Source organism: Bartonella saheliensis, assembly GCF_902162175.1.
In genome coordinates this window covers 1-18,509 of the sequence record NZ_LR607200.1, presented here as the reverse complement: position 1 = coordinate 18,509, position 18,509 = coordinate 1, and the positions used below count along the sequence as shown (strand labels likewise).

The 18,509-nt window shown below is 38.4% G+C and carries 3 protein-coding genes; all 3 read left to right on the top strand.

What is annotated here, in order from left to right; all coding sequences use genetic code 11:
• Positions 1-125 precede the first annotated feature (125 nt).
• A complete protein-coding gene (locus FS875_RS03385; protein WP_144753052.1) occupies positions 126-4,640 on the top strand; it encodes a Vomp family autotransporter in 4,515 nt (1,504 codons plus the stop codon).
• A 549-nt stretch (positions 4,641-5,189) separates the two neighbouring features.
• Entirely contained in the window at positions 5,190-12,872 is a 7,683-nt protein-coding gene (locus FS875_RS03380) for a Vomp family autotransporter (RefSeq protein ID WP_166428881.1), read from the top strand.
• Between the two features lie 857 nt (positions 12,873-13,729).
• Positions 13,730-18,509 (top strand): hypothetical protein (locus tag FS875_RS03365; protein ID WP_144753049.1); only part of this gene is annotated, 4,780 nt, incomplete at its 3' end.

The window sequence follows — 18,509 nt, the reverse complement described above, 5'->3', positions numbered from 1 at the left end:
TCTTCTATTTTTTTAATCCCATAAATTTTGATGTTAAAGAGATTTAAACTTAAAGGCTCCTTTAGCATTTAAATGTGTCTTTTTTTGTGTTTTTAGTTAAAGTTTTTTTCATTGGGGAATTTGTTATGAACAAATTATATACACAATTAGCGGGGAGTGATTTAAAACTTTCTCGTTTTCCTTTTATTAAAGTTTTGTCGTTGACTTCAATCGCTGCGCTTTTGTCGAGTGTTTCTCCTGTTTTTTCAAAAAATCTTGATCCAAGAGAAGGGGGTTCTACAAATATAAAAGCTGTTTCTGTGATGTTGCCCCAAAGTGTTATCTCTGTTTATGATAAAGCTACCGGCCAACAGTTTGCACAGCATGATGAAAATACAGCGCCCATTGGTATATTGGATGCCTCGCAAGATGATTTACCAGTGATCACAGAGCGTGATGCTGGATTACAACGTGTAAACAAAAATGTTTCTTTAGGTGATGGAGCGCAAGCACCAAAAGAATGGAGTGTTGCTGTAGGTTATATGGCTCACGCTCTGGGGATAAGCAGTACCGCATTGGGTGGTGAGTATAATGAGAAGAGTGAACACGGAGAAAATGACTATACCATTGCCCAGGGTGATTATTCAACAGCTTTGGGTGCTGTTTCTAAAGCTTTGGAGTATGGCTCAACAGCCGTCGGTCATCGTGCATATGCAGAGGCAAAAAACGCTATTTCTATAGGATTTTATTCGAAAGCACAGGCAGAGGGAAGTATTGCTATAGGAGCAAATTCTATAGCGGATGTTAGTGCTGGTATTGAAGGATATAATCCTCTTGGGAAGAAGGGAGAAGGTGCTGATTTTGTATGGAAAAGTACACAAGGTGCTGTGAGCGTTGGTGATGTTTCTAAGAGTAAAACACGGCAAATTGGGGGCATAGCGGCAGGTACTAAAGATACTGATGCCGTGAATATTGCACAGTTAAAGTCATTACAAACCTACGTAGACAAAGGCTGGAAATTGTCTGTTGGCGGTAAAAATACTAAAACTGTGGGGATAGACGGTACAGTAGACTTTTCAGCTGGAAGTAAAAATCTTGAAATTACCAAAGGCGAAAAAGACAATAACATAAAATTTGATCTCGCAAAAAACATTACGCTGGAGAGCGTAAAAATTACGGATGGCCCTCAAATAACCAAAGATGGTATTAATGTTGGTAGTAAAAAGATAACTGGCGTCGCAGATGGGAGTGCAGATACTGACGCTGTGAATTTTGCACAGCTAAAAGCAATACAAGCAGCAGCGGCTATAAAAGGTTTAAAAATTAACACGACTGCCGACAATTTTAAAGATGCTATCGCTAAGGGCGAATCTTCAGTTGCTATAGGTTCTAGGGCATCTGCACTTGCTGCTAGCGCTGTAGCTTTGGGGGAGGGATCACAAGCAACGGTGAACGGAGGAGTTGCTCTAGGAGTGCATTCTGTAGCGGATGTTGGTAGTGGTGTAGGTGGTTATAACCCTTTTTCAGATGGTGAAACAAGTAAACAAGGTTATGAATGGAAAAGTACACAAAGTGCTGTTAGTGTTGGTAATAATTCTATAATGCAATCGCGGCAAATTACAGGGGTAGCTGCGGGTCGTAAAGATGCTGATGCGGTGAATGTTGCGCAGTTGAAGTCCTTACGGGATTACGTAAATAAAGGTTGGCAGCTATCTGTTAATGGTAACAATGCCAAAGCTATTGCTATAGACAGCATGGTAGATTTTTCAGCTGGAAGTAACAACTTTATCATTACCAAAGGCGAAGGCGACAACAAGGTAAAATTTGATTTAGCAAAGAACCTTACACTGGAAAGCGTAAAAGCCGGCGAGAATACTTTTGATGCTACAGGCTTGAAAATTGAGAATGGTCCTCAAATAACGACTGAAGGCATTGAGGCTGGTGGTAAAAAGATCACAGGAGTGTTGGAGGGTACTGATGAAACTGATGCGGTGAATTTTGGACAACTGCAAAAAATTGAAAAACAAGTTGAACAACAAGTCGCAGCCAGTAGCTTTGTGAAACAGGATGATGAAACGAGATCTATCACTATTGGGAAGGATACAGATGGTGAGAGAATCGATCTTATCAATAAGACTGGTGGGGCTCGGACTCTTTCTGGTGTGAAAGCTGGAACGGCAGAAACCGATGCAGTGAATTTTGCACAGCTGCAAAAAGTTGAAAAAGATATCAAAGAACAGGTCGCTGCCAATAGTTTTATACAACAGGACGATACGACGAGATATATCACCATTGGTAAGAATACAGATGGCGATAAAATCGATATTACCAACACAAGTGGTGCAAGTCGGATCATTTCTGGCGTGGCAGATGCAAAGAACAATAATGATGCCGTTAACAAAGGTCAGCTTGATACAAGTATAAAAGATGTCAATAACGAAATAACAAATAAATATAATGAGCTTACGCAAAACATAACGCATATTACACAACAGGTTAAAGATGATGCTTTATTGTGGAGTGAGAGTGATAATGCCTTTGTTGCTCAGCATGGTGAAGGTGATGAAAAGGCAGATAGTAAAATTATGCATCTTAAAGCTGGAGACATTACGGCTGAATCAACCGATGCGATCAATGGTTCTCAGCTTTATTCAATGGGTAATAATCTTGCTACGTATTTAGGAGGTGGAGCTGAATATAAGGATGGCGAATGGACCGCTCCAACTTTTACACTTAAAACTGTTAACAGCGATGGTGAAGAAAAAGATGAGACTTATCCGGATGTAGCAAAAGCTTTGGCAGGCGTTGGTAGTTCTATTACAAATGTTCAGAATAAAATTACCAATGAGATTACCAACCAGATTAATAATGCGATTACCAAAGTGGAGGGTGAGAGTTTTATCCAGCAGGATAAGGAAACAAAGCGTCTCACGATTGGTGCTAAAACAGAAGGTACAGAAATCGATATTAGCAACACAAGTGGTGCAAGTCGGATCATTTCTGGTGTGGCAGATGCAAAGAACAATAATGATGCCGTTAACAAAAGTCAGCTTGATAAAGGTATCGAAAATGTCAGTAAAGACATCACCAATAAGTTCAACGATTTTACGCAAAACATAACGCATATTACGCAACAGGTTAAAGACGATGCTTTATTGTGGAGCGAGAGTGATAATGCCTTTGTTGCTCAGCATGGCGAAGAAAAAGCAAAAAGCAAGCTTAAATACCTTTTAAATGGAGACATTACGGCTGAATCGACGGATGCGGTTAATGGTTCTCAGCTTTATTCGATGGGTAATAACCTTGCCGCATATTTGAGTGATGGCGCTGGTTATGATGAGAATGGCGAATGGAAAGCACCTACTTTTACACTTAAGACAATTAAGGAGGACGGTACAGCAGGTGAAGAAAGTTATGATACTGTAGAAAAAGCACTTTCTGCTGTTGGTACATCTTTCACGAATATTCAGAATAAGATCACCAATGAAATTACTAATGAGATCAATAAAACAAAAGGTGATGCCTTATTGTGGGATAATGAGAAAGAAGCATTTGTCGCTCAACATGGTGAAGGCGATAAAAAAGCAGATAGCAAGATTATGCACCTTAAGGCTGGAGACATTACTGCTGAATCAACGGATGCTATAAATGGGTCTCAAATTTATGCTCTGAAAAATCAAATAGCTCATTATTTTGGTGGTGATGCGGGTTATCAGAATGGGGAATGGAAAGCGCCCATATTCTATGTTTCACAATTCAAGAATGATGGAAATGGTAATGATAAAACTGGCTATGATAATGTCGTAGATGCGTTTGAAGGTGTTAATAAAAGCATGGAAAGTATCAACGAGCGTATTAACAACGTTACCCAGAGTGTCTCATCGAGTGGTTTAAATTGGAACGAGGAAGAAAAAGCTTTCGACGCTCGTCACAATAGAGAGCCAAGTAAGATTAAACATGTAGCGGATGGTGAATTATCCAAAGATTCAAAAGAGGCCGTTAATGGTAGCCAACTTTTTGAGACAAATAATAGGGTTACTAAAGTTGAAAACCGTGTAAACAATATTGATCAACAGATAGAAAATATTGAAAATACGGTTACAAATGGCGTGGTTAAGTATGATAAAAATGAAAAGGGTGATAAGATAAATAAAGTTACATTAGCTGGTGTGAGTGAAAGTGACCCAGTAGTGTTAGACAATGTAGCGGCTGGTAAAATAGACAAGGATTCGAAAGAAGCTGTGAATGGTAGCCAACTTTGGGAGACAAACCAGAAGATGGAGTTAGTTCTTAAAGATGCGAAGAAATATACGGATGAGCGTTTCAATGACATTATCAATCACCAAATGGGTGATGTTATTAATGAAGCGAAATCTTATACGGATATGAAGTTTGATGCTTTAAATTACAGCATTGAGGGTGTGCGAAAAGAAGCAAGACAAGCAGCGGCTATTGGTATAGCAGTAGCGAACTTACGCTATAATGAAACACCTGGAAAATTAAGTGTTGGATTTGGTACGGGCTTATGGCGTAACAAATCAGCATTTGCCTTTGGTGCTGGTTATACATCTGAAAGCGGATCCGTTCTGTCTAATGTATCTGTTACCAATTCTGGTGGACACTGGGGTATAGGTGCGGGATTCAATATGACATTGAACTAATAATCAACATAATACGTTGGGTAAAATTATTTCGCCCTTGTCCTCATTTAAGACAAGGGCGAAAGTTTATTTTAAGAAGCAGCCAATAAAGTCAATAAATGAGATAACGAAGTCTTTAAAAAAATATGCAAGTAGCCGAATAATAATGCTAAAGCTCTATTTACATATCAACTTATAGTTTAATAACAATGGAGATTACCAGATTTAATAGCTTCTATTTTGACAAAAAAGCAGTGCAAAAGAGCGTAAAACCAATATGTTCCTTAATTTACAGGTAAAAACTCACCAACCTAGCATGAAAATATGCCTCTATAAATTTACCTAAATGAGCCTATTATCCAAATAACGCATCATCACAAAAATAAAACTGCCAAAAACATTCCAACTTCCTTTAAAGTGGCTTTTTTATTATGGCTTCATGAAAAAAATAATCTTTTCCAATAATTCTTAATATATATTTTAATAAAAACAACATATTATAAATTGAAATATGTTTTTTTTGTGTCATAAATATGTTTGATTTGATTTTTTTTCATTGGGGCACTTGTGATGAAAGAATTATCTATCATATCAAAGAGAAATGACAGAGATTACGAACATTTCTCTCGACATTCGTTTCAAAAGCTTTTGTTGGGAACCACAATCGTTGCATTTTTATCAAATACTTCTCCCATTTATGCAAAAAATTTTGATATAATAGAACAGTTTCTTCAAGTTCTAGAGAGGGCAACAACGGTTTATTCTCAAGGAAACAATAGAAATATTTTTTCTGATTATAATTATTATAACCCTCATACGGAGTTCTTTGACGATACCAGTTTATCAAAATTAAGTTATTTAACAGTGCTCACTACAGCAATAATGTCAAGAGTGAATACTTCTAGTCGTTATGCAGATTTCTTAATTACTATGCTTTCTGAAAAAGGTAAGACTGCTGTGAATGTTTTAGACAAAGATAGCAGCTCTACACAAAAAAATTTAGAGTCTTCTATTGATGATAATTATGGAAGTCGTCCAGCTCTCTCAAATACGCCTAGTTCATCAGGGGAAAAATATCCAATACAAGTGAATGGAAGTTCGTTTGCAGACGCGAGAGCTGGATCAAATGCTACTAATTTGGGTCAAGGGTCGAGTGCAACAGGGGTGGAAAGTGTTGCCATTGGTTACAAGGCACAAGCAACAGGAAAATTTGCGATCACTATAGGTGATCAGGCAGAGGCAACAAAAGAAGATAGTATTGCTATAGGCCGCATGGCACATGCTTTGGGAAAAAGCAGTGTTGCATTAGGTTCCGAATATAATGATAAGAGTCAACATGGAGATGATGATTATACCACTGCGAAGGCTGACTATTCAACAGCTTTGGGTGCTGTTTCGAAAGCTTTGGGGTATGGTTCAACTGCTGTGGGCCATCGTGCATATGCAAAGGAAAAAAATGCTATTTCTATAGGATTTTATTCGAAGGCAAATGCAGAAGGCAGTATTGTTATAGGGGCAGATGCAAAGGCAGAGAAAAAAAATTCTGTTGCTTTAGGTGCTGATTCTATAGCAAACGTTGCTGCTGGTGTTCTAGGCTATGATCCTCTTCTACATAAAGCGGCGACAGAGGATACTTTTGCATGGAAAAGCACGTTAGGTGCCGTGAGTGTTGGTGATCTTGCTAAGAGCAAAACACGACAAATTGGAGGAGTTGCAGCGGGTAGTGCAGATACTGATGTGGTGAATATTGCACAGCTAAAGTCATTACAAGCTTATGTAGACAAAGGCTGGAAACTGTCTGTTGGTAGTAAAAATGCTAGAGCTGTAGGGATAGATGGTACGGTAGATTTTTCTACTGGAGATAAAAATCTTCAAATTACGAAAGGCGAAAGCGACAATAAGGTAAAATTTGATCTTGCGAAGGAATTGACGCTGGATAGTGTAAAACTAGGCACCAATACCTTAGATGCAACGGGTTTAATAATTCAAACTGGTCCACAAATGACTACTGCTGGGATTAATGCAGGCAGTAAAAAGATTACAAATGTAGCAAAGGGCACTGAAGATAACGACGCTGTGAACGTTGCACAATTAAAAGCTTCGTCTTCAGGATCTGGGTCTAAAGACAATCTTTCTGAATGGTCTAATAACAAAGTGAGATTGGGTGTACTTGATAGCTCGACCACGAGAGGAAGTGTTGTAATAGGAGCAGGCTGGAAGGAGTTGAATAGTGCTGGTGCTGGTCCCGTCTTCCAAGGTCCAAGGACAAAATCTGATTTTGCAATAGCTATAGGGACAACCTCTTTAGTTGAAAATAATTCTGAAAGTGCGATTGCTATTGGTTATTTTGCAACAGTACAATCTAATGCTAAGGGAGCTATTGCTTTAGGTGCTAACACTGTTACTAGCGTTAGAGGAGAGATTCCTGGTTATGATCCCAAGACTGGACAAGCCTCAACATCAACCAATCCTGAATGGAAATCTAAATATGGTGCACTCGGTATTGGGGTTGAAAGTCGTTCTACTCATAAGATTAGCTCAACACGGCAGATTGTAGGTGTCGCAGCTGGCACGAATGATACCGATGCTGTAAATGTGGCGCAGCTCAAAGCTTTAAGAGGAATGATGACAGCACAAGGGAGTTGGAATCTTTCTGTTGATGGTGCAGAAAAGACAGTTATTGGTCCAGGTGAAACATTAGAGTTAAAAACTGGAAGTAACAATTTTAAGATTACAAGCGATAACAGAGAGAAAAAGGTTATATTTGATGTAGCAAGGAGCGTTACGCTGGATAGTGTAAAATTGGGAGAAAAAGCTTTAGCAGATGATGTGGAAGAAGCTGGTACAGTAACTTTGGATTCCACGGGCTTGATGATTACAAATGGCCCAAAAATAATGACGGCTGGTATTGATGCTGGCAATAAAAAGATAACAGGCATATCAGAAGGTGCTGACGATACTGATGCAGTGAATTTTTCACAACTGAAGAAAATTGAAAAAGATGTCAAAGAACAAGTTGTAGCCAGTAGCTTTGTAAAACAAGAAGCTGAAACACAACATATCACCATTGGTAAAGATACAGAAGGTGATAAAATTGATATTGCTAACAAGAATGGTGATAAGCGTACTCTTACGGGTATAAAGGAAGCCGCCCTCTTAGAAGATTCAAATGAAGCTGTCACTGGTTCACAGCTTTTTGTGACAAATAATGATGTTACAACTCTTAAGAGTAACTTTTCTGAGATGCAGACGAGTGTGACAGGGGTTCAAAAAAATCTATCAACAATAGCGAACAATACATCACAATATTTGGGTGGTGATGCTAATGTACTGAATGGTAAGGCGCCTACTTATACTTTTGAAGACAAATCTTATCATGACGTTGCAAGTGCTTTTTCTGGTGTGAGCAGTTCTTTTACAGAGGTCAAGCAACAAATTACCAATGTAAATAATTCTATCACGAATGTCGAAAATCAAATTAAAAATGTGGTGAGTGAAAATCTTGTACAACAAGATAAAGAAACGCAACATATCACCATTGGAAAAGATACAGAGGGTGATAAAATCGATATTTCTAATAAAAGTGGTGAGAAGCGTACTCTTACGGGTATAAAGGAAGCCGCACTCTTAGCAGATTCAAATGAAGCCGTTATCGGTTCACAACTTTTTGTGACAAATCAGAAAATAGATACTGTTTTCACTAATCTTCAGACTGCCGCTACGAATACAGCTAAATATTTTGGTGGTGGTGCTGAATATCATGACGGTAAATGGACTGATCCAAAATTTACAATAAAGTCAGTTAAAGCTGATGGTAACGCTGAAGAGATAAGCTATACCAATGTAGCGGAAGCTTTCGCAGGGGTTGGTATTTCTCTCACGAATGTTCAGAATAATGTGACTGAACAAGTTAATAATGTGATCCAAAAAGTGGAAGGTGAAAGTCTTGTACAGCAAGATAAAGAAACGCAACATATCACCATTGGTAAGGATACTGGTGGTGATAAAATTGACATTGCTAATAAAAGTGGTGATAAGCGTACTCTTACGGGTATAAAGGAAGCCGCACTCTTAGAAGATTCAAATGAAGCCGTTATCGGTTCACAGCTTTTTGTGACAAATAATAAAGTTGCTACTTACTTAGGGGGTGGAGCTAGTTATAAAGATGGTGAATGGAGTGCTCCAACATTTACAGTTACAACTGTTAAGGATAATGGGGAATCTGAAGAGAAAGTTTATCATAATGTAGCGGAAGCTTTAAGTGGAGTTGGTAGTTCTATCACAAATGCTCAGAATAAAATTACCAAAGAGGTTCATAATACGATTACCACTATAAAAGGGGATGCATTATCGTGGAGTGTAGATGATCAAGCCTTTAGTGCTCAGCATGAGAAGGATGATACAAAAAACAATAGCAAGATCACACACCTTTTAGATGGTAATATTACTTTTGATTCAACAGATGCCGTTACGGGTAAACAGCTTTATACTTTGGGTGATAAGGTTGCTCAGTCTTTCGGTGGCGATTCTCGTTATGAGAATGGTGAATGGACAGCTCCAACTTTTACGCTTAAAACTGTTAACGGAGATGGTGAGGAAAAAGAAGATACTTATCATAATGTATCCGATGCTTTAACGGGAGTTGGTGCGTCTATCACAAATGTTCAGAATAAAATTACCAACCAGATTAATAGTGTAATTACCACTATACAAGGTGAAAGCCTTGTACAGCAAGATAAAGAAACGCAACACATCACCATTGGTAAGGATACCGGCGGTGATAAAATTGACATTGCTAATAAAAGTGGTGAGAAGCGTACTCTTACAGGGATAAAGGAAGCCGCACTCTTAGCAGATTCAAATGAAGCCGTTATCGGTTTACAGCTTTTTGAGACAAATAATAAAGTTGCTACTTACTTAGGGGGGGGAGCTAGTTATAAAGATGGAAAATGGAGTGCTCCAACATTTAAGGTTCAAACTGTTGATGATCAAGGCAATAAAAAAGATAAAGCTTATACGGATGTTGCTGCTGCTTTCGCAGGGGTTGGTACGTCTATCACAAATGTTCAGAATAAAGTTACCAATGATATAACAAATAAGTTTAGCGAACTTAATCAAAACATAACGAATATTACGCAACAAGTTACAGGAGATGCTTTATTATGGAACGATGAAGCTCAGGCATTTGCTGCACTTCATAAAAGGAAAGAAGAAGAACAAAAAAACAGCAAAATTACCTTTCTTTTAGATGGCGCTGTTACTTCTGATTCAACAGATGCTATTACTGGTAAACAGCTTTATACTACAAGCAACACGCTTGCGACCTCTTTGGATAAAGGTGCTGGTTATGATGCGGAAGGCAACTGGAAAACACCTAACTTTAAGGTCAAAACTGTTAACTCTGAAGGCAAGGAAGAAGATAAGAACTATACCAATGTAGCAGAAGCTTTTGAAAGTGTCGGTACTTCTTTTACAAATATTCAAAAACAAGTGACTGAACAGATTAATCATGTGATTAACAAAGTGGAAAGTGAGAATCTTGTACAGCAAGAGAAAGAAACAAATAATATTACCATTGGTGCTAAGAAAGAAGGCAATATTATCAATATCGCCAACAAGAATGATGAAGATCGGATACTTTCTGGTGTGAAAGCAGCAACAAAAGATAATGAAGCGGTTAACAAAGGTCAGCTTGATACAAGTATCAAAGATGCAAATAACGAAATAACGAATAAATTTAATGATTTTACCAAAAATATAACGAATATTACGCAACAAGTTAAAGGCGATGCTTTGCTATGGGATAAGGATGAAAAAGCGTTTATTGCTGATCATGGAGAGGGGAGTGCAAAAACAAAAAGTAAAATTACGCATCTTTTAGATGGTGCCATTTCTTCTGGTTCTACGGATGCGATTACGGGCAGTCAGCTTTATTCAATGGGGAGTGCGGTTTCTGCTTCTTTAGGCGGTGGAGCGAGTTATGAAGAGGGAAGCTGGGCCGCTCCAACTTTTACAGTGAACAAATTTGATATTAAAGGCAATGTAACGCAAGAAGATTATAAAACTGTTGCGGATGCTTTATCAGGTTTAAGTACTTCTCTCACGAATATTCATAATGAGATGAACAATGAAATTGCTCATGCAAAAGATGAGAATCTTGTACAGCAAGAGAAAGAAACAAATAATATTACCATTGGTGCTAAAAAAGAAGGCAATATTATCAATATTGCCAACAAGGATAAAGAGGATAGAACGCTTTCTGGTATCAAGGCAGCAACACAGGATAATGAAGCCATTAACAAAGCGCAGCTTGATAAGCTCGATAAGAAGATTGAGACTACGGACTCTTTTGCAGTTTTTTATGATAAACAGTCGGATGATACTGTTAATTATAAGAGTATCACTTTAGGTGGTACAAATAAAGAACCCGTTGCTTTGCATAATGTTGCCGATGGTAAACTTACACAAGAATCACATGATGCAATTAACGGAGGTCAAATTACAAAAATATTTCAGCAACTAGTGAAGTATTTTGGTGGCAATGCAGTCTTTAAAGAGGGTATTTTTACAGGACCAATTTATAAATTACTCAGTATTTCTGGAAATGGGGCGGTAGAACAAAAAGAGCATGATAATATTGTTTCAGCCTTTGATGGTCTCAATACCAACATAAAGAATGTCAACGAGCGTATTAAGGAAGTTTCGCAAGGCATTAGCGATGATTCTTTGTTATGGGATAAGAATAAAGAAGCCTTTGTTGCTCTTCATGGGGAGGGAGAAACAAGAACAAACAGCAAGATTACCTATTTGAAGGATGGTGATATTACAGCAAACTCCAGTGATGCGATAAATGGTTCTCAACTTTATTTTTTAAACGAGCAACTAGCGACCTATTTTGGTGGGGGGGCTGAATATAAAGAAGGCAAATGGACAGCTCCAAATTTTAAGATCAAGCAGTTTGGTGAAGATGGAAGCTCTGAAGAAAAGAGCTATAGCAATATTGCTGATGCGCTGAGTGGGGTTGGAAATTCTTTCACGAATATTCAGCATAAAATTACCCATGAGATTAGCAAAATAGCAAGCGAGAATCTTGTTAAGCAGGATGAAAAGACAAAGCGTATCACGATTGGTGGAGAGAAGGACGGGAGTGAAATTAGTATTGCAAATAGTGTGAATGGTGTGCGTAGCCTTTCTGGTGTAAAAGCAGGGCTTCTTACAGCAGAATCCACGGAAGCGATCAATGGTTCGCAGCTTTATTCGGTCATCAATGTACTTTCTAGATATTTTAGTGAGGATGCGGAATATAAGGATGGAAAGTGGCTCGCGCCAGGTTTTAAGGTTGCACAATTTACTGCTGATGGTGTGGTCAGTAAAAGGGAGAACTATACCAATGTTGCATCTGCATTTGAAGGTGTTAACGAAAGCATGATAAAAATCAACAATCGTATTCATGATGTTGAGCAGAGTATTTTCTCGAGTGGTCTAAATTGGAGCGAGACAGAGAAAGCTTTTGACGCGCGCCATAAAGGTCAAGACAGTAAGATTAAGCATGTAGCGGATGGTGAAGTATCAGAAGGCTCGAAAGAGGCTGTTAATGGTAGTCAACTTTGGCAAACGAATAAGAAAGTTGAAGCGGTTAAAAGTCATGTCAATAGGCTTGATAAGCAAGTAAAAGATATTGCTAGTGTGGCAGATATTGCTGTTAAGTATGATAAAGGGAATGATGGCAAGAAAAAAAATAAAGTGACATTAATTGGTATGAGTGAGAGTGATCCGGTATTGATAGACAATGTAGCGGATGGCCGTATTGAAAGTGGTTCAAAAGAAGCCGTTACAGGCGGTCAGTTATACGATTATACAGATCAGAAAATGAATCTTGTTCTTTCGAATGCAAAGAGATATACGGATGAGCGCTTTAACGATATTGTTAATAATACGGTCAATAATGCTGTTAATGAAACAAAATCTTATACAGATATAAAGTTTGAATCGTTAAGGTATGAAATTAAGAAGCTTCGCAAAGAATCCAAACAGGCAGCAGCGGTAGGTTTAGCGGTATCGAATTTGAGTTATGAAGATACACCAGGCTCTTTAAGTTTATCGATTGGGACAGGAGTATGGCGCAATCAATCCGCATTTGCGATTGGAGCGGGTTACATGTCTGAAAATGGGAAGATCCGATCGAATATATCAGCTACAAGCTCTGGTAGACATTGGGGCATAGGAGCAGGTTTAAGAGTGAAACTGAATTGAAAGAGAGGCGTTAAGTTTTTCGATGGGTTTTAAAATGCTATTTTCCTGTATGAAAAATTAAAAACATTTTATTTTTACAATACGCTTTATAACGCAACACAATTATTTATAAATTGAGTTATAAGTTCTCATTATTTTTCTAAGTATTTTACTTAAACTGTTGAAAAAAGATCACACAACTCTGTAAATATATCCAAATTGATAAAAAGTTTTATTTTTTTATTGCTATTTTATTATAGAGGGGATAGGGCTGCGTAAAGTATCTTAGTAAGACTCATTTTGATCAAAACACAATTCAAAAGGGAGGAAGAAAAGTGTATGAATATAAATACATCAAAAAATCGGATTTATACCACTACATTGCTTTCAATAAAATAACATCCTAGCTAAAAAAAATTCATTTTTTAAGGAAATTTAAAAGTTTTTAAATATTATATCTTTTATTTACTTAAACAAATAAATAAACAGCGCCCTTAACAAGAAAGATATATTAAAAACACTCATAAAAAAACTCCTGATAAAACCTTCATTAAGTAATCAGACAATTTAATAAGTAAAATGCTCTTAATATTTAAAAAACCAAAAATCTCCCTTCAAAGCTAGAGAGTAAACCGTAAACTTAAAATTTATTAGAATCTAAATGAGTCTTTTTTATGTCCATATAAACATATTTCAAAATTTTCGCATTTAGACGTTATTACAGAAAGTACACATAAAACACACACAAAGACTCAAAACGCCCTTATTTAAATATCCACACTCAATCTCCAATTTCATCTAAGTAAGTGGATAACAGTAAAATATGTCTTTTTTGTGTCTTGGGTGTGTTTTCATATTTTTTCATTGGAGAGTTTGTTATGAAAAAATTGCATGCCACACAAAGAGCGAGTCATTTGAAAGTTTCTCGTTTTTCTTTTGTTAGAGTTTTTTCATTAGCCGTGGCGGCTATATTTGTATCAAATATTTCGCCTGTTTATGCGAAAAGCTTTGATATAATAGCACAAGTTCTTCAAAGCATAGAGAAGGCAACAGCGGTTTATTCTCAAGGCAAAGGTAATCAGAACAGTTTTAACGGTTCTGTTTCATCCAAGGCAGGTTATTTAACGGCGCTAAATGCAGCGCTGGCAGCAAAAATAAATGCTTCTAGTGATTATGCAAATTTTTTAGACAATATGCTTTCTAGAAAAAGAAGGGGTGATTCTTTTGTCAATCTTTTGGCTAAAGAGGGCAATTCTATACAGAAAGCGAAGCAAAAAACATCGAATGCATTGGCTCAGAAAAATTTAGAGCTTTCTATTGATGATGATGATGAGAATGGCAAAGCAAGCCATCCAATACAAGTGAGTGCAAGGTCGTTTGCCAGCGCAAGAGCTGGGTCAAATGCTACGAATTTGGGGATAGGATCGAATGCAGCAGGGTTGGAAAGTGTTGCTATTGGTTTCAATACACAAGCAACAGGAAAATTTGCTGTCGCTATGGGTGATCAGGCAGTGGCAACACACGAAGATAGCATGGCTATAGGCCGTATGGCGCATGCATTGGGGAAAAGCAGTGTTGCATTAGGTTCTGAATATAATGAAAAGAGTCAACACGGGGCAAATGATTATACCACTGCTAAGGCTGATTATTCAACAGCTTTGGGGGCTGTTTCTAAGGCTTTGGAGTATGGTTCAACGGCCGTTGGTCATCGTGCAACTGCAACGGAAAAATGGGCTATTTCTATAGGGTTTTATTCAAGAGCAGAAGCAGATTACGCTATTGCTTTAGGTGCTAATTCTATAGCGAATGTTGCTGCTGGTGTTGCAGGTTATGCCCCTTCTTTGAAGGGGGCAGCGACAAGTACTAATTCTACATGGAAAAGCACTTACGGCGCTGTGAGTGTTGGTGATATTGCTAAGAATAGAACACGACAAATTGGAGGAGTTGCAGCAGGGAGTGCAGCTACTGATGCAGTGAATGTTGCGCAGTTAAAGTCATTACAAACCTATGTGGATAAGGGCTGGAAACTCTCTGTTGATGATAAAAATGCTAAGGTTGTGGGAATAGACGATACAGTAGATTTTTCAGCTGGAAGTAACAACCTTAATATTACCAAAGGCGCAGAAGACAATAAGGTAAAATTTGATTTAGCAAAAAAACTTACACTGGAAAGCGTAGCAGCAGGGCAGAACATTTTTGATGCCACAGGCTTTAAAATTGCGAATGGTCCACAAATGACCACTACTGGTATTAACGCAGGCAGTAAAAAGATTACAAATGTAGCAATGGGTACTGATGATAACGATGCTGTGAATGTTGCCCAGTTAAAAAATGCTGTATCTGCAGCGGCATCTACAGACGAATTTTCTGAATGGACTAACAACAGAGTAAGATTGGGTGTGCCTGATTTCTTTACCTCGAGAGGAAGTGTTGCGATAGGAGCAAACTGGAGCGAACTGAATAGTGCTGGTGCTGGTGCAGTCTACAAAGGTCCCATGACAAAATCCGATTTTGCCATAGCTATAGGGACAAACACTTCAGTTAAAAATAATTCTGAAGGTGGGATGGCTATTGGTTATTTTGCGACAGTGCACCCTAATGTTACGGGAGCTATTGCTTTAGGTGCTAACTCTAGTGCTAAAATTGGAGGGAATATTGCTGGTTATGATCCGAAGACAGGACAAGCCTCAGTATCAACAGGTATTGAATGGAGATCTAAGGAAGGTGCGTTGAGTATTGGTAACCCAGGATATTCTACACGGCAGATTGTAGGTGTAGCCGCCGGTACTCAAGATACTGATGCTGTAAATGTTGCACAGTTAAAAGTTTTAAGAGGACTGATTAGAAAACAAGGAAGTTGGGAGCTTTCTGTTGACAATGGGGGGAATACCGTTATTGGTAGTGGAGATGTCTTAGGATTGACAGCCGGTAGTGAAAATCTCAGCATTACAAACGACACTAAAAAGAAGAAGGTTACATTTGATTTAGCAAAGAACCTTACGCTGGAAAGCATAAAAGCAGGGGATAATACTTTAGATGCCACAGGCTTGAAAATTGCGAATGGTCCACAAATCACGGTTGAGGGTATTGATGCAGGCAGTAAAAAGATTACAAATGTAGCAGATGGTACAGATGCGGCAGACGCTGTGAATTTTGGACAATTAAACAAAGCCAAGCAAGAAGTCCAAGAACAAATCGAAAAGCAAGTTGCATCTAATAGTTTTGTTAAACAAGATCCTGAAACGAAACATATTACCATTGGTAAGGAAACAGATGGTGATAAAATTGATATTACCAATAAAGATGGTGAGGCACGAACTTTTTCTGGTGTGAAAGCTGGTACAGGAGAAACGGATGCAGTGAATTTTTCACAGTTGAAGGAAGTCAAGCAAGAGATCAAAGACACAGTAAATGATGTTCAAGAGCAAATAGCTGCCAATAGCTTTGTTAAGCAAGATGCTGATACGCAACACATCACCATTGGTAAGGATACCGGTGGTGATAAAATTGATATTACCAATAATAACAAAGAGACACGTACGCTTACGGGTATAAAGAATGGTGACATCTCAAAAGATTCAAAAGAAGCTGTCACTGGTTCACAGCTGTTTGAAACAAATCAAAATGTAAATACTGTTTCCAGTAATCTCCAAACTGCTGCCACAGATATAGCCAAGTCCTTTGGTGGTGGCGCTGGATATAAAGATGGCAAATGGACCGATCCAACTTTTACAGTGAAAACTGTTACCGATGAAGGCAACGAAGAGAATGCAACTTATCATAACGTAGCTGAAGCTTTAACAGGGGTTGGAACGTCTATCACGAATGTTAAAAATGAGATTACCAAAGAGGTTAATAATACGATTAACACTGTTAAAGGCGATTCCTTATTGTGGAGCGAAACTGATAAAGCTTTTAGTGCTCAGCATGAGAATGAGGGCGCAAAAGCCAATAGCAAGATTACACATCTTTTGGATGGTAATATTGCGTCTGGTTCAACAGATGCCATTACGGGTAATCAACTTCATTCTTTAGGTGATAAGGTTGCGACCTATTTTGGTGGTAATGCTCGTTATGAAAATGGCGCATGGACCGATCCAACCTTTAAAATTAAACGCGTTAAAGCTGATGGTACAGAAGATGAACAAAGTTATACAAGTGTAGCCGCAGCTTTTGAAGGTGTTGGTACTGCTTTCACGAATATAAAAAATGAAATGACCAACCAGATTAATAATGCGATTACCAATGTACAAGGTGATAGCCTTATTAAGAAAGACCCAAAGACAAATTACATCACGATTGGTAAAGAAGTAGCAGGTGATGAAATCGATATTGCCAACAACAAGAATGAGGCACGAATCCTTTCCGGTGTTGCAGCTGGTACTAGAAGCACCGACGCTGTAAATTTTGCACAGCTAAAAGAAGTGACCAAAGGGTGGAAAATTGACACGAGTAGAATGGATTTTGAAGATCCTATAGCTGATGGTACTGGTTCAGTTGCTATAGGTTCTACGGCATCTTCACTTGCTTCCTTTTCTGTGACTTTAGGGTTAAAATCACGAGCAACGGTAGAAGATGGCGTTGCTATAGGATCACATTCTGTAGCGGATGTTAGTCCTGGTATTGGTAGTTATGATCCTTTGACAGGTGGACGATCACACAGTGTAAGTCCTGAGTGGTTTAGTAGATTCGGTGCCGTTAGTGTTGGTGATATTGCTAATAGGGCTTCACGGCAAATTACAGGGGTAGCAGCGGGTCTTCAAGATAGTGATGCGGTGAATGTTGCGCAGTTGAAGTCCTTACGGGATTACGTAAATCAAGGTTGGAAACTCTCTGTTGATGGTAAAAATGCTCAAACTGTAGGGATAAAAGATACAGTAGATTTTACAGCTGGAAGTAACAACCTTACCATTACCAAAGGCGAAGACGACAATAATGTAAAATTTGATCTCGCAAAGAGCCTTACACTGGAAAGCGTAACAGCAGGGCAGAATGTTTTTGATGCCACAGGCTTGAAAATTGCGGGTGGTCCACAAATCACGACTGAGGGCATTGATGCAGGCAGTAAAAAGATCACAGGAGTAGCAGAGGGGACTGATGAGACTGATGCTGTGAATCTTGGACAATTGAATAAAACCAAGCAAGAAGTCGAAAAGCAAGTCGCGGCGAGTAGCTTTGTAAAACAAGATCCTGAAACAAAACGTATTACCATTGGTAAAGAAGTAGCAGGTGATGAAATCAATATTGCCAACAACATGAATGAGGCACGTAGGCTTTCCGGTGTTAAGGAAGCTGTAAATGATAATGAAGCTGTTAACAAAGCTCAGCTTGATACAAACATCAAGAAAGTTGAGGAGAAATTAGCAGAGGCAGTTGGTAATGTGACACAACAAGTTCAGGGTGATGCCTTATTATGGAGCAATACTGATAATGCATTTGTAGCAGATCATAAGAAGGATGGAGAAAAAACAAAGAGTAAGATTACGCATCTTTTGGATGGTGATATTGCTTCTGGTTCTACAGATGCAGTCACGGGTGGACAACTCTATTCGATGAATGAGCATCTTGCGAGCTATTTAGGTGGTGGCGCCGGCTATGATACGGAAGGCAAATGGAAAGCGCCTAACTTTAAGGTTAATACAGTTAACGCTGATGGTA